This window comes from Vibrio bivalvicida, from assembly GCF_001399455.2.
Taxonomy (GTDB): Bacteria; Pseudomonadota; Gammaproteobacteria; order Enterobacterales; family Vibrionaceae; genus Vibrio; species Vibrio bivalvicida.
In genome coordinates, this window is sequence record NZ_LLEI02000021.1 from 651,939 (window position 1) to 667,239 (window position 15,301).

Consider the following 15,301-nt stretch of genomic DNA (forward strand, 5'->3'; position numbering starts at 1 on the left):
GAGAAACATATGAATCGGCAGTTTATGCTGAGCCCAGCTTGTTTGGCAGTAGCCTTTGCTTTATCTGCTAGTGTGGTTAATGCAGCAGAAGACGAAACAATAGTAGTAGTAGGTCATCAACACGAAAGCTCTGTTGGGCCTGACTTTAGCTATCTAGGACAAAAGAGTCGTACAGCGACCAAAACAGATTTGGCTATTCATGAAACACCGCGTGCTGTTTCTGTTGTCACTCGCGAACAAATGGATGACCGAGCGTCTATCAGCATTTCTGATGCACTACAGTACACACCAGGTATTCAGACTAACCATTACGGTGATGATAATAAGCAAGATTGGTTTGTTGTCCGCGGTTTTGCTCAAGCAGGAACTGGCCTTTACCAAGATGGAACACGTCTTTATTCAGCCGGTTTCTACAGCTGGCAGATTGACCCGTTTGGTCTTGAGCGTGTAGAAGTTCTGCGCGGTCCGGCATCAGTGCTATACGGACAAAACCCTCCTGGTGGCTTGATCAATACAGTCAGCAAGCGCCCACAGTTCGATGGTGGCTCAGGTCAGGTAGCTGTTGAGTATGGATCGTTTGATAGAAAGCAGATTAGCGTAGACGTCAACCGCGAGATTAATGAAGACGTTGCCTTTCGTTTGGTGGCAATGGGCCGAAAGAATGGTACTAAAGTCGACAATGTTGATGCTGAGCGTATATTAATTGCACCATCATTAGCGTGGAACATTAGCGACACGACTAACATTACTTTCCTAACTAGCTATCAGAAAGATGACTCAGACCCGTACTTACAGTTTTTGCCAGTTGAAGGCACGTTAACACCAAACAAAAATGGTCAAATACCGGATAACTTGGCTATAGGTAATCCGGACTGGGAAAAATTTGAGCGTGAACAGTTATCAGTGGGTTATGAATTTGACCATGAATTCAACAATGTAGTGAGTTTTGGTCAATCGACAAGATACAGTCGTATGGATATAGATTTACGCCAAATGTACTTCTCATCATACGCTAGAGATGTCCAAACGTTAGGTCCGCTTCTCGATCCTACAAATGATCGCCAAACTATAGTTCGCAACGCGACGACAGATAAAGGTCATTCAGATGCGTTTAACATCGATAATCGATTAGTTTTCAACTTTAACACAGGGCCAGTTAAACATACTTTATTAACGGGTATCGATTACCAACAAATCAAAATTGATAGTCAAGATTACGCGGCAGATCCAATTGTTGCAGATGGAAACAGCCCAATCCCTGTTCCTGGACTTGGAACGGTTTCTGACCCAAGATTCAACTTATATAATCCAAGCTATAGCAACAACGTAGTTCTACTTAACTCAACTACTCTTCAGCCACTAACGGATGCTGATTTAGAAACAACCGTCACTAAAAATCGTCAAGCTGGTCTCTATCTACAAGATCAAATGCGAATTAATGATTGGGTAGTGCAAGCAGGTGTGCGTTACGATGACACGTCGAATCAGCAACGTAACCAGACTACAGGGAAGGCTTATGAAGCTGATTACCAAGAATGGACTTCAAATGCGGGTGTTGCGTATGTAATGGGCAATGGTTTTACGCCTTATGCTAACTACGCTCAATCTTTTGAACCACAAGTCCGTACAGTAACCAATCAGCCAGCGAAGCCAGAGCGCGGGGCGTCGTTTGAAATTGGTTTGAAGTATCAGCCTCGAAGCTTCGATGGTTACTTTAACCTGTCTGTTTATGATGCAGCTAAGACAAATGTCGTACAAGTTGATGGCTCAGATATCAAGCAAGTGGGTGAAATCCGTAACCAGGGGATTGAACTTGAAGCAGTTGCTAATGTAACTCAATCTCTAACTCTTATCGGTAACATCACTCATCTTGATTCAGAAATCAAAGATGACAAAGACAAGTCGCTTGTTGGTAAAACGCCTCAGCAAGTGGCAGATACGCTAGCTTCAGCGTGGGCTAAATACCAGTTCTTTGATGGTGTGCTTAACGGTCTAAGTGTTGGTGGTGGTGTGCGTTATACAGGCGATACTTATGCTGGTAACGATAATACCCAGAAGGTGTCAGCTTACACATTGTATGATGCGACGGTGAGTTACCGTTTCCAAGACTACAAGTTCCAAGTCGCTGCGAAGAATATCTTTGATAAAGAGTACATCGCAACATGTACAAGTAATTACTGGTGTTACTACGGTGACCGCCGCAACGTCATTGCGAGCTTGAGCTATGACTGGTAACCGTCATGCCCTAAACACTCTGCCTATAGGGCAGAGTGTTCAGCAGCAAGGGGATAAATGCTGCATCGATCTTGGTGAAGGTAGAATAACGGTTAGTAACGAGAGCGATGGATACTGGATAGTTAGTGAGAATACATTAACGGATTCAGAGTATGTTAAAGCTTTGGTAGTTTTGCTTGAGCAGCGCAAAGATATTCGATGTATTGAGCTTAACGAAAATTCTGCCTCTGCTTTAGAAGACATCGTTCAAGTTAGCGCAGAAGGAATTAGACTTGTTTGGCGAGAGAGCTTACTTCAACTGCCGGAGTTTTGGTTGCAGCAGCAACGTCGATTAATTCCACACAAACAGATTCTTGCGGGTAATGGCTACCATCCTTTGCGTCCAAGACCTCAAAAAGGCGAGTTGTACAGCCGCTACATTCCTGAGCTAGGGCAGACGCTGTCTCTTATTGGTCTTGATGTAGAGCAACACGCAGAGCTGTTTTCAAAATGGCAAAACAGTGAACGAGTGGCCGCGTTTTGGGAGCAGACAGGCACTTTAGAAGAGCATAAAGCTTATCTAGAGGAGCAGTTGGTCAATGATAAAAATCAGCTATTGATTGTGTGCCTTAATAACGAACCCTTTGCCTACATTGAAGCCTACTGGACAAAAGAGGATCGTATCGCGCCGTATTATGCAGCAGGCGATTACGACCGCGGTATTCATATGCTTGTTGGTGAAGAGCATCACCGTGGCAGTCATAAAGTGGCCGCTTGGCTTCCTTCAGTATGCCACTTCCTTTACCTGTCCGATCCTAGGACAGAGAAAATCGTCAGCGAACCAAGAGCAGATAACGCCAAGATGATTGGCTATCTGCAGAAATTCGGTTTCGCCAAGTTAAAAGAATTCGACTTCCCTCATAAGAGGGCAGCTCTAATGTGTCAGTTGAGAGATACCTTCTTTAGCGATTGCTTTTAGTATCGCAACCCAGTTTTAGGGTGTCTCGGGGATAGAGAGCCAAAGAGCTCAACGGAAAAACATGAGGTTACAAAAATGACAGACCAGATTAAGGAATATGATGTGCTTGGCGTGGGCTTTGGCCCTGCTAACCTGTCAATTGCGATTGCGTTAGAAGAAACGGCGCAGAACCAAGAATTAAGCTACTGCTTCCTAGAGCAGAAATCTCATTTCGAATGGCATGGTGGCATGTTGCTAGATGGCACTCGAATGCAGATTTCTTGTTTGAAAGATTTGGTTACGCTGCGCAATCCAACCAGCCCTTATTCCTTTGTAAACTACCTACATTCACATGACCGCTTAAGTTCATTCATAAACTTGGGTTCTTTGCACCCTTCACGTGTAGAATTCAATGACTACCTGACTTGGGTTGCAAACCAGTTTGATTCTGTCGTGACCTATGGACAACGCGTTATCGATATCGACCCGATTGAAGTTGACGGAGAAATTACTAAAGTTCGCGTTGTTTCGACAGATATCAACGGCGAGAAAACAGTCCGTATTGCCAAAAACCTATTGATTGGAATGGGAGGTATGCCGAAGCTGCCGGAACTGTTCAACGGTATAGAGGATGAAAAAGTGATTCACTCTTCTAAATACAAAGTGTGGCGTGAACAGTTCAATGCGAGTACTGAAACACCTAAGATTGCGGTCGTAGGAGCAGGTCAGAGTGCAGCAGAAATTTTCGTTGACCTAACAAATCGTTATGAAGAAGGCGAAGTACACTTGGTTAACCGTAACTTTGCTCTACATCCCGCCGATGACAGCGCATTTGTAAATGAGATCTTCGACCCAGAGTTTACTGACCACGTTTATTCAAGCTCGGATGAAGAGCGTAAGACGATTCTGTCACGCTTTAATGGTACAAACTATTCCGTGGTAGATACTGAAGAACTGAGTGCGATTTATGAGCGCTTATATTTGCAAAAAGTTACAGGGGAAGGTAAGCACGAACACCTGCGCTGCCATGATATTCAAGAGGTAGGGCAGAAAGAAGGTAAGATTTCGCTTCGATACAATGACCGTATTCATTCGCAGCAGAACTGGCACGATTATGATGCAGTTGTTCTCGCAACGGGTTACCGCTATGACCAATTCAACCGAATGTTGGATAAGCTTGAGCCTTTGATGTCTGATAAACAAGTTGAGCGACACTACCGTTTACCAATGCAAGATTCTTGTAAGGTAAATGTGTTCCTCCAAGGTTGTTGTGAGTCGTCTCATGGGCTAAGTGACACCCTGTTGTCCGTTCTTGCCGTCCGCTCAAAAGAAATTGTTGATTCACTCTACTCAAATATTGTGCCGGAAAAAGAGCTAACACAAGCTTAAAGCAACTCAATAGAACTTGTCGCATCGTTAAGCTTGCGACAAGTTTTGTTTTAATTAACTCTTTCTTATCTTTATCCCCTTTTGTTATTTTAGATATTCCTCGTTATCAATTGGTGAACTAATTTCGATGTAAAGGAGAGAGAAATGAGCTATTTAGTCGAAGGTTCTTGTCAATGTGGTCAGGTTTCTTACAAACTTAGCCAGCCACCAAAGATGGTGATTGCGTGCCACTGTATAGAATGCCAAAAATTGTCTACGGCACCATTTAGTGTGACAGCCGTTGTTGGCGCGGATGACATTGAATTTCGTGGTGAGTTAAAAGAGTGGCGCCGCTTAGCTGACAGCGGTAATAAAAATTATGCTAAATTCTGCCCGGAGTGCGGTAACCGAGTGTATCACTTCAACCCAGATGACCAATCAACACTCAAGCTCAAACTCAAAGCCAGTACGCCAACCAATCATGATGTTTTTGAACCCACGGTGCACGTTTGGGTGAGTGAGAAACAAGAATGGTACCAATTACCTGAAGGTGCCAAAGTTTTTGACAAACAGCCTTAGTTCTCGTGTGCTAACTGGGTTTCATCCAAACGGGCATAGAAAGAATGGACTTCAATGATGGTGCTTAATTCGCTTAGGCGTCGGATCAATTTAGCATTAAGCTTTGTTCCTGCTTTGAGTAAACAGCCCCCCGTTTTTGCACAGATGTTCTCAAGTACAATCATGTCTTCCTTGAGCTCGGAGAGGTTTTCAATCTTAAATACGTGAGAAGAAACCTCTCGAATTCTCGGTGCGTTAGGTTCTGGATCTGTGATTGAGACTTCAAAGTTGACCTCTGTTGAAACTGTGCCGTAGAGGTGCTTTTGATATAAACGCTTTGGCTCAGAGACAGCAGATTTTATTTGCTCTTGAGCATTTTGCACCGTGACAGGTTTAACCAAAAAGGCATCAATTTCCAATGTCATGCAAGCTGCGATGGTTACGGTATCTGAAAGTGTTGTTACAGCGATGATACTTGTTACATCAGCAGCCGCGCTCTTGCCTTCACGCACCAATTTGATAAGTTCGAGCCCGTTGATTTTTGGCATGTTAATGTCTGTGATAATTAAGTCAACTTTGTGATGGTCTAACTTGGAGAGTGCTTCTTCACCATTTTGAGCACTTAGTAAATTTTCATAGCCTGCTCTTACTAGCATATTGATGAGGGCTCTGCGGGAGAATTTATGATCTTCGACAATGAGAATCGTATAGTCACGCGGATTAAATGGATTCATAACGAGGTTTCCGTATTTTCGATAATCGATTGTTCTATTAGATATACTCTTAGCCTTTCTGCCTCAGTCGTGCTTTCCTCAAGGCTCTCTGAGAGCGTTATCCAGTCTTTTTGCGGCGCTATGTTCTGAATTCTTTCAAAGGTATCGGCCAGAGCTTGTGCCCCGGCTGAGCGCGCTGCTCCCTTGGCGGCATGGGCAATCTGCTGAAGGTTACGTTCGTTTCGTTCTGATAGAGCATGTTTTGCTGAAGTCAGGTCTTCAGAAACAGACTCCCAATAACCCTCTAGAAGAGGGAACACGATTGACACATCCATTGTACCCAGTATTTCATTAAGAGACTGCATACAAATTGGGGACTTCGCTTCTGTCATTCTTTTGGTGGCTTGATCGTTTTGCTGTAACGTAGGGGACGATAGGGTTAACCACTTGGAGATGGATGAATTGAGTTTTTTTAGTTCAACGGGTTTGGTTAAATAGTCATCCATTCCACATGTCATGCATTGCTCTGAGGCTTCTTTCATTGCGTTGGCAGTAATGGCAATGATGGGGGTATGTCCCAAGCTCTTGTCCTCACGCTCGATTTGTCGTATTTGTTTGGTCAGCTCGTAGCCATCCATCACTGGCATATGGCAATCAGTTAAGATCAGATTGAAGTTTCCGGTTGACCATATTCGAAGCGCCTCTTGGCCTTGGGAAGCGAGTTCACATTGATACCCTAGATGTTTTAGTTGGCGCTTTAGGACATCCCTGTTGGTAGGCTGATCATCGACGACGAGTATCAGCTCACCATGTTCTTTTTCGGGAGTAAGCTCACCCCTCATACTATCAATATGGCTGACATCTGGGCTGATAAAGCCTTTAACAACAGATATCGCAGTAGTCAGTTCACTTGGCTTAAATGGACTGCAGTTCATGACGTAGGTATTAGGATTTAAGAACTTGGTTTTGGTGCCAGCATCTGAGGTGAAAAGAATTAACTTACTCTTATCGAGTTGTTCTTGCTCAAACTTGGAAAGTTTTTTATTCATGTAGCTTTGATAGATATCTGGCCCCAATATGACTACATCGATCTGAATTTCTGTTTTTTCAGCGTGATTGAGGACGGTGATTGCTCGCTGGATGGTTGGGACAAAGTGTACTTTGCAGTCGTAGTTGGACAAATTGATATCGCAGAAGGTAATTACATCTTGCTCATTGGACACAAGAAGGACTCGTGTGCCATTGATGTATTGAGGTAGCAAGTCAGTAGGAGGCGACTCCACTTCAATAAAAGGCAACTCTAAAGTGAATCGGCTACTGACTCCAAACTGACTTTCGACGTTGATGCTGCCACCCATCAGATCCAGTAAAGAATGGGTAATTGATAATCCAAGCCCTGTACCACCGTATAGCCGAGTAGTGCTGGTATCTGCTTGAGTAAAGGCGTTGAACAGGTTTTTCAACTGCTCTTCTGTCATCCCGATCCCGTTGTCTTCAACCATTAAATCAATGCAAGGAGCGATGCCATTAGAGCCTAATGAAGCGGATACCCAGACCTTACCCTTAACTTCGCTTGTACTGTCGGTAAACTTAACTGCGTTACCGAGTAAATTGAGCACAATCTGACTAATGCGAACACTATCACTCATGATCACCTTAGGTAGGTTAGGATCATAGGTAAGGTACATTTCTATACCTTTGTTACTTGCTTGGAGGTGTAAGACGTCCATAGAGCGCTCAAGCAGGTTTTGCAATTCAACAGGTGTGCTCTCAAGTGACATTTGCCCAGCTTCGATTTTAGAGAAATCAAGAATATCATTGATAATATGTAACAGTGTAAGTGCAGAGTCCTTGATAGTGGAAACCATAGAACTTTGTTCTGAATCAAGCTCACTTTCGCTAAGTAAACTGAGCATGCCTACGACGCCATTCATGGGCGTTCGGATCTCGTGGCTCATATTTGCTAAGAACATAGACTTTGCTTCGTTGGCCGCTTGGGCTATTTCACTTTCTTGTTGAAGAGAAGCCTGCGCTTTCTTTTCTTTGGTGATATCTATATTGACCCCGCCCATTCCAATTGGGAGAGTGCCGTTTTCTGAGAAAACTACGTCTGCCGCGGCTTTGACCCAGCGCACGTCCCCATTGGGAAGCAATATTCTGAATTCTGAGATAAACTGGCTTAAATTTTCTCTCGCAGACAAAAGGGCTTGTTCTGCGAAATCGACATCTTCTGGGTGTACTCTTTCCTGCCACATTGCATAATTGTTGTCGCAGGTTTTAGAGTCAACGCCGTAGATGTCGTACATGCGTTCATCCCATGTAACTTCATTGCTCTCAAAATCCCAGTTCCAGATTCCAATTCCCCCTGCCTGTGTTGCAAGGTTGAGATTTCTCAACACACTTTCTAATTCACTTTCGCTTTTTTTAAGTTCAAGTTTTACGTCAAATTCAGAACTTCGGTCATGAATCGTTATAAGTATATATTTACAGTTTTTAACCGAGATATATCGAGCTGAAACGGACAGCGAGAGAATCTCAGTATCACGATGTATATAGAAAAGCTGATTGAGTGAAACTTCTTGATACATAGGAACATGGTTGAGCTGCTCATGGATTTGGCTTGGTTTTATGTCACCCAGTAAAGAGTTGATATCTAGGCCGATCAGATCCGAACGCTGGTGACAGAAAAGAGATAGTGCGGAGTCATTTGCATCAAGAATTTGATTATTTTCATTGAGCAAAAGCATTGCGTCGACGGCCTGTTCAAAGATCACACCTATTTGTAGTTCATGCTCGCTAATACGCTTTTTTTGATCGGCGACTAATTCTTTGAGTTGTCGGTTGCTGTTTCGTAGCGCCGCTTTCGTTTTTTGAATCTCAGAGATATCGGTATTGGTTATGACTAAGTAGTTGAGAGAGCCATCATCTCGATACATAGGCTGGATATCAACTTTGAGCCATGTAGTCGAGTTTCGTGACCGAGTAACAAAGTCTGAGCATATGCCCTTGTCAGCCTCAGTACATAATTTGTCGAGGTCGGCAGAAGAAAGAAGTGGTGAGTAAAATTGAGTTAGGTTTTGTCCGACAATAGTAGAACATTTACATCCAAATAATCTGCCAAAAGCTGGATTAGCATAGAAGATGGAGTGCGAACCTTGTACGCCATCACAGATAAGGATTCCTTCAGGTAGGACGTCTAAGACACTTTTTTTAATTTCATCGGCAGGAGGGCCGAGCCTATCTTTTTTAACAAGGATAGTGGAAAAAGGATTTTTCATGGTGCCAACCTTGGTTGTTATCTTTTTCAGTCCATGAACTCATATCTCTTTATGTGTTCTATTTCATAATATAGTTGGCGATAATCACTTGAGCAAACGGAAATAACTCATTGTGTTTTCTGTCATTGTAGTATTCGAACACGCATAAAAAGAAAGGAAGCTTAATTATCAAACCTCATAGAACATAACTTTGAATATAAAATATTAGTGTGCGAATTATTCGTGGATAGGCGTTGTTTGTTGGCAAGGTGGTAAGTTAAATATTTGTTTGGCGAGCTTTGTTGGTTTGTTGCGTCGTTACTTGCTTGTAATGAGTTTGCTCCATGAAATTATGTGGTTTTCACCTCTATTTTAAGCGTTTTGTAATGTCTATGTTTCATTGTGACGGTAGGGGCGAGTTTGGTTGATTGTTTCGAGTTCATAGTAATTTGACGCGATATTTTCTGCTGTTCTGTCAATGTTTACGAAAAATCATTTGAGTACAAAGTAAAAATGAGGCATTTTATATTTAATTGATCGTTCAATTAAAAATGAAGGGAGCAACAGATGCCAAAGGTTGGTATGCCTGATATACGCAAGCCTCAGCTTGTACAAGCGACTATGGCCGTGATTGATCGAGTGGGTTTGCAATCAGCGAGCATTTCGTTGATCAGCAAAGAAGCTGGAGTCTCATCAGGAATCATTAACCATTACTTTGGCGGTAAACATGGGTTACTCGAAGAAACCATGCGCGAAATATTGCGTCAACTTTCTTCTACCGTGACTGAGAGACTGAGTAAGCTACCACAAGGTGCTCATCAGCAACGGATTAACGCTATCATTGATGGAAACTTTGTCGGCTATCAAGCAGAAAACAAGGTAGCAAAAACTTGGCTAGCCTTCTGGTCCTACTCGGTTCATGACCCAGCGTTGAAACGCTTGCAAAGGGTTAACGAAAAACGATTACTGTCACATCTAAGAATCGAATTGAAAGCACTATTTAATCAGGATCAAGCAGAGATCATTGCTCACGGTATCGCTGCGCTTATTGATGGTATCTGGTTACGTGGGACGCTCAACCCACAAGGTATTGATGCAGAAAAAGCAAGATTGATCATCAATGATTACCTAGATAAACAGCTCACTTTCTATTCTCATAAATAATCACAAAAGTCAGATCTTTACATGGAAATGAAATCACTATTTATAGATGGCAAAACTTGCCAAGCAACCTCTAATGAAACTTTTACGACCTTTAATCCAGCCAATGGAGAGCCGTTAGCTGAAATTCGACAAGCAAGTGAACATGACCTTGCCCTAGCGATTGAAGCTGCCAAACGTGGTTTTAAAGTTTGGTCAGCGATGTCGCCAATAGAGCGTAGCCGCATAATGTTAAAGGCAGTAGCAATTTTACGTGAACGTAATGATGAGCTAGCTGCGTTAGAAGTTGCAGATACAGGTAAACCACTGCAAGAAGCTATCGCTGTTGACATTGAAACAGGCGCAGACGTTATTGAGTACTTCGCTGGCTTAGCTCCTACGATGCAGGGTGAACAACAACCGCTAAGTGAAACACAGTTCTTTTACACGCGCCGTGAACCGCTTGGGATCTGTGCAGGTATTGGTGCATGGAATTACCCAATTCAAATTGCAATGTGGAAGTCAGCTCCAGCGCTTGCTGCGGGCAATGTCATGATTTTTAAACCTTCTGAAGAGACACCTCTATCGGTACTTAAACTTGCTGAAATCTTTACTGAAGCAGGTTTGCCTAGTGGGGTATTTAACGTTGTGCAAGGCGACCATCGTGTCGGGCAAATGCTGACCGCTCACCCTGATATTGCCAAGGTGTCATTCACCGGTGAATCAGGGACAGGCAAATTGGTCATGGCTGATAGTGCCAAGACATTAAAACAGGTAACGATGGAGCTGGGCGGAAAATCTCCGATGCTCGTATTCGATGACGCCAAGCTTGATGATGCGGTATCTGCAGCCATGGTGGCGAACTTCTATACCCAAGGTGAAGTTTGCACACATGGTACTCGAGTCTTTGTCCATGAATCCCTGCATGATGAATTTGTCGCACAGCTCAAAGCGCGCACTGAAAAGCTTATCGTCGGTAACCCAATGGATATGGAGACTCAGATTGGCGCGCTAATTTCACGTGAGCATCTGAACAAAGTTCTAAGCGCCATCGAAAGTGCCAAGGCGAGTGATGCCACGCTGCTTACTGGTGGCTATCAAATCAAAGATAACGGATTGGACAAAGGAAACTTTGTGGCTCCAACGGTGTTTATTGATTGTGATGACGATATGGCGCACGTTCAGGGAGAGATATTTGGCCCCGTCATGTCCGTTCTTAAATTTAGCGATGAGTCTGAAGTGATCCAGCGTGCAAACAATACCGATTATGGCCTAGCAGCAGGCGTATTTACGCAAAATATCTCTCGCGCGCATCGAGTGATTCATCAACTTCAAGCTGGAATTTGCTGGGTAAACACTTGGGGGGACTCACCTGCGGAAATGCCAGTAGGCGGATATAAACATTCTGGTATTGGGCGCGAAAATGGCCCGGAGACGCTGCGCCATTACACGCAGACGAAAAGTGTCTTGATTGAGTTAGGCGGCTACGAAAGCCCTTACGAGTAACTTGTAAGAATACGGAGATTCACAATGAAACAAGACTACGACTATATCATCGTAGGAGCTGGCTCTGCAGGTTGTGTATTGGCTGACAGACTTAGTGAGAGCGGAGAACATCAGGTTTTACTGCTCGAAGCCGGTGGAACAGACAAGAGTATTTTTATTCAGATGCCGACCGCTTTGTCTTACCCGATGAACACCGAAAAGTATGCATGGCAGTTCGAGACTCAGCAGGAATCAGGTCTAGATGGCCGTCAGCTACACTGCCCACGGGGCAAAGTGCTCGGGGGTAGCTCGTCTATTAATGGTATGGTTTATGTTCGTGGCCATGCTTGTGATTTTGATGAATGGGAGCAACACGGCGCCGCTGGTTGGAATTACCAGTCGTGTCTACCTTACTTCAAGCGCGCGGAGTCTTGGAGTGGCGGTGGCGATGATTATCGTGGTGCTGAAGGTCCATTGGGCACGTGTGCTGGTAACGATATGCAGCTCAATCCTTTGTATCAAGCTTTTATTGATGCAGGTAAAGAGGCAGGTTATCCAGAAACCCCCGACTATAACGGTTATCAGCAAGAGGGTTTCGGCTCAATGCATATGACTGTTGACAAAGGGGTACGTGCATCTACTTCTAACGCCTACTTAAGGCGCGCGTTAAAGCGCTCTAACCTTACATTAGTCAAAGGTGTAGTCGCTCGGAAAATTCTCTTAGAAAATGGCAAAGCGGTCGGGGTTGAGTTTGAAAAGTCGGGCTCGGTTAGACAAATTGTTGCGCAAAAAGAAATTATCTCTAGTGCGGGCTCAATTGGCTCTCCGCAACTTCTGCAACTGTCGGGCATCGGGCCAAAGTCGGTACTGGAGCAAGCGGGTGTTGCATTAGAGCTTGAATTACCCGGAGTAGGGCAGAATCTTCAAGACCATTTAGAAGTCTATTTTCAATACCATTGCAATCAACCAATTACGCTTAACAGCAAGCTTGGCTTAGTCAGTAAAGCCAAAATTGGCACAGAGTGGATTCTGACTCGCAAAGGACTTGGTGCGACGAATCATTTTGAATCTTGTGCATTTATTCGCTCTCGCAGCGGACTTAAGTGGCCAAATATTCAGTACCACTTTTTACCTGCTGCGATGCGATACGATGGCCAAGTCGCGTTTGATGGGCATGGGTTTCAAGTTCATGTTGGACCAAACAAGCCAGAAAGTCGCGGCTCAGTTGAAATTACGTCAGCGAATCCAAGTGCGAAACCAAAGATTGAGTTTAATTACATTGCGACCGAGCAAGATCGTCAGGATTGGCGCGACTGTATTCGCTTGACTAGAGAAATCCTTCAACAGCCAGCGATGGATGCTTACCGAGGTGATGAAATACAACCGGGGTTCAGTGTTACGACAGATGAAGCGATTGATGATTGGGTAAAGCAAAATGTCGAAAGTGCTTACCACCCTTCATGCAGTTGCAAAATAGGTTCAGATAGTGATCCGCTAGCGGTACTAGATCAAGAGTGTCGCGTTCGAGGTATTGAAAGATTACGAGTCGTGGATTCATCAGTATTCCCGACTATTCCAAATGGGAACTTAAATGCGCCAACCATCATGGTTGCCGAGCGAGCTGCCGACATGATTTTAGGCAAACCGTTGCTTAAAGCGTGTGACCTACCTGTTTGGTTAGCTCCTGATTGGGAACAGCAGCAAAGAATTAATAAACCTAAAAGAGCGGTGGAATCTGCTCAACAAAGTCAGTAATCATTACAAGGAAAACATTATGTCTATGATGACAAAAACACTAACTACTATAGTAATAAGCTCGTTTGCACTGAATGCTTATGCAAACCAATGTGAAACGGTGCGTTTTGCCGATGTCGGTTGGACGGATATTACTGCAACCACAGCGGTAACTTCTGAGCTGTTAAAAGGAATGGGGTATAAAACTAAAACCGACTTACTGTCTGTCCCTGTTACGTATTCTTCGATGGCAAACGGTGATATCGATATCTTCCTCGGCAACTGGATGCCAACTATGGAGGGAGATATCGCTAAATACCGTGAAGCAGGCAGCGTTGAAACCGTTCGCGCTAATTTAGAAGGAGCAAAGTACACATTAGCGGTGCCCAAATATGTGTATGAGGCAGGTGTGAAGAGCTTTGCTGACCTTGCTAAACATGCAGATAAGTTTAAAGATAAAATCTATGGTATTGAGCCTGAAAACGATGGCAACAGGCTTATCCAATCGATGATCGATAGCGATGCCTTTGGCTTGAAAGATTTTAGCCTAGTTGAATCTAGTGAAGCTGGTATGGTTTCTCAAGTATCTCGCGCCGTACGCCGCAACCAATGGATTGTGTACTTAGGTTGGGCGCCACACCCAATGAACAGCAATGTTGAGATGACCTACCTTGATGGCGGTGACGAATTCTTTGGCCCTAATTATGGTGGCGCGAACGTCTATACCAACGTAAGAGCAAACTACTTGTCTGAATGTCAGAATGTGGGGCTAATGCTTAAAAATCTACAATTTAGCTTGGAGATGGAAAATGCGTTAATGGAAGCCATTCTTAACCAGAATGTTAAGCCTTCCAAAGCCGCACAGCAATGGCTGAAACAAAACCCTCAACAAGTTGAAGCTTGGTTAGACGGCGTGAAAACGCTTAGTGGCGATGATGCTGCAACAGCAGTTAACAGCTACATCAACTCAAACGCATAATAAAACGGTGGGGTAGCCTCGCTACCTCACCGACAAATTAAGGTTCTATCGTGAATTTTATTACAAACAACAAAATCCCAGTGGGTGAGTGGATGGAAACGGGCGTTGATTGGTTGACTCTCAATGCAGCGGGTTTTTTTGATGCCATCTCTATCTTTCTTGAAACCGTTATTCTTTTTGTTGTCGATATTTTTAAGTGGATGCCACCAGCGTTGCCGATAGTGTTGACAGCGGCTATTGCTTGGTATCTACACCGTAGCATTCCTTTGGTGATATTTGTCATCGGAGCTTTATTGACCATTTTAAATCTTGGCTATTGGCAAGAAATGCTGGAAACCTTTGTTCTTGTCTTTGCAGCGACAACGATTTCCGTATTAATTGGTGTTCCAATTGGTATCATGGCTGCGCATCGTCCGTGGTTGTATACGTTACTTCGGCCAGTTCTTGACTTAATGCAAACCGTACCCACATTTGTGTATCTGATTCCGACATTAGTGTTGTTCGGACTAGGAATTGTTCCTGGCCTAATTTCGACCATTATCTTCGCGATTGCAGCCCCAATCCGATTAACCTACCTTGGTATGACTAAAGTACCTGAAGAGCTAATTGAAGCGGGTAAGGCTTTTGGTGCCAGTCGGATGAAACTGTTGTTTAAAGTAGAGTTACCTGCCGCAATGCCGAGTATTATGGCGGGCGTTACTCAATGTATCATGTTGTCATTATCTATGGTGGTGATTGCGGCTCTAGTTGGTGCAGATGGTCTGGGTAAACCAGTGGTTCGTGCGCTGAATACCGTCAACATCTCGCAAGGTTTTGAGGCCGGGTTAGCCATTGTATTGGTTGCGATTATTCTAGACCGCTTATGCAAAACACCCAATCAAAAAGAGGCATAGTC

The 15,301-nt window shown here is 43.9% G+C and carries 11 protein-coding genes; 9 read left to right on the plus strand and 2 right to left on the minus strand.

Annotated elements, in window-relative coordinates; all coding sequences use genetic code 11:
* The first annotated feature begins 9 nt into the window (after positions 1-9).
* From APB76_RS08140 to APB76_RS08155, 4 genes are all read left to right on the plus strand, one after another.
* Entirely contained in the window at positions 10-2,235 is a 2,226-nt protein-coding gene (locus tag APB76_RS08140; protein WP_054962197.1) for a TonB-dependent siderophore receptor, read from the plus strand.
* Positions 2,225-3,193 carry a GNAT family N-acetyltransferase gene (locus tag APB76_RS08145; protein WP_054962198.1) on the plus strand — a complete coding sequence of 323 codons (969 nt, stop codon included), beginning with the start codon at positions 2,225-2,227 and terminating at the stop codon, positions 3,191-3,193. Before APB76_RS08140 ends, APB76_RS08145 begins: the two co-directional genes overlap by 11 nt.
* A 75-nt stretch (positions 3,194-3,268) precedes the next feature.
* Positions 3,269-4,561 carry a lysine N(6)-hydroxylase/L-ornithine N(5)-oxygenase family protein gene (locus APB76_RS08150; RefSeq protein ID WP_054962199.1) on the plus strand — a complete coding sequence of 431 codons (1,293 nt, stop codon included), beginning with the start codon at positions 3,269-3,271 and terminating at the stop codon, positions 4,559-4,561.
* Positions 4,562-4,705: 144 nt separating this feature from the next.
* Positions 4,706-5,119, plus strand: coding sequence for a GFA family protein (locus tag APB76_RS08155; RefSeq protein ID WP_054962200.1), 414 nt, complete (start codon positions 4,706-4,708; stop codon positions 5,117-5,119).
* Here APB76_RS08155 and APB76_RS08160 read toward each other — a convergent pair.
* Both APB76_RS08160 and APB76_RS08165 read right to left on the minus strand, forming a co-directional pair.
* The gene (locus APB76_RS08160) at positions 5,116-5,832 is read right to left on the minus strand and encodes a response regulator (protein ID WP_054962201.1); all 717 of its coding nucleotides are present in this window, start codon (positions 5,830-5,832) and stop codon (positions 5,116-5,118) included. The two genes, APB76_RS08155 and APB76_RS08160, sit on opposite strands and share 4 nt — an antisense overlap.
* The gene (locus APB76_RS08165) at positions 5,829-9,089 is read right to left on the minus strand and encodes a response regulator (protein ID WP_054962202.1); all 3,261 of its coding nucleotides are present in this window, start codon (positions 9,087-9,089) and stop codon (positions 5,829-5,831) included. Before APB76_RS08165 ends, APB76_RS08160 begins: the two co-directional genes overlap by 4 nt.
* Before the next feature lie 546 nt (positions 9,090-9,635).
* Between APB76_RS08165 and betI the strand changes: the two genes are divergently transcribed.
* From betI to choW, 5 genes are read left to right on the plus strand one after another with little or no spacing between them, the layout of a single operon-like run.
* On the plus strand, positions 9,636-10,232 hold the full coding sequence (betI, locus tag APB76_RS08170; RefSeq protein WP_054962203.1) for a transcriptional regulator BetI: 597 nt from the start codon (positions 9,636-9,638) through the stop codon (positions 10,230-10,232).
* Between the two features lie 21 nt (positions 10,233-10,253).
* A complete protein-coding gene (gene betB, locus APB76_RS08175; protein WP_054962204.1) occupies positions 10,254-11,714 on the plus strand; it encodes a betaine-aldehyde dehydrogenase in 1,461 nt (486 codons plus the stop codon).
* Positions 11,715-11,738: 24 nt separating this feature from the next.
* Positions 11,739-13,448: a choline dehydrogenase gene (gene betA, locus APB76_RS08180; RefSeq protein WP_054962205.1), complete on the plus strand. Its 1,710-nt coding sequence runs from the start codon at positions 11,739-11,741 to the stop codon at positions 13,446-13,448.
* 19 nt (positions 13,449-13,467) lie between these two features.
* A complete protein-coding gene (locus tag APB76_RS08185) occupies positions 13,468-14,406 on the plus strand; it encodes a choline ABC transporter substrate-binding protein (protein WP_054962206.1) in 939 nt (312 codons plus the stop codon).
* 50 nt (positions 14,407-14,456) lie between these two features.
* Positions 14,457-15,299, plus strand: coding sequence for a choline ABC transporter permease subunit (choW, locus tag APB76_RS08190; RefSeq protein WP_049846061.1), 843 nt, complete (start codon positions 14,457-14,459; stop codon positions 15,297-15,299).
* Positions 15,300-15,301 lie beyond the last annotated feature (2 nt).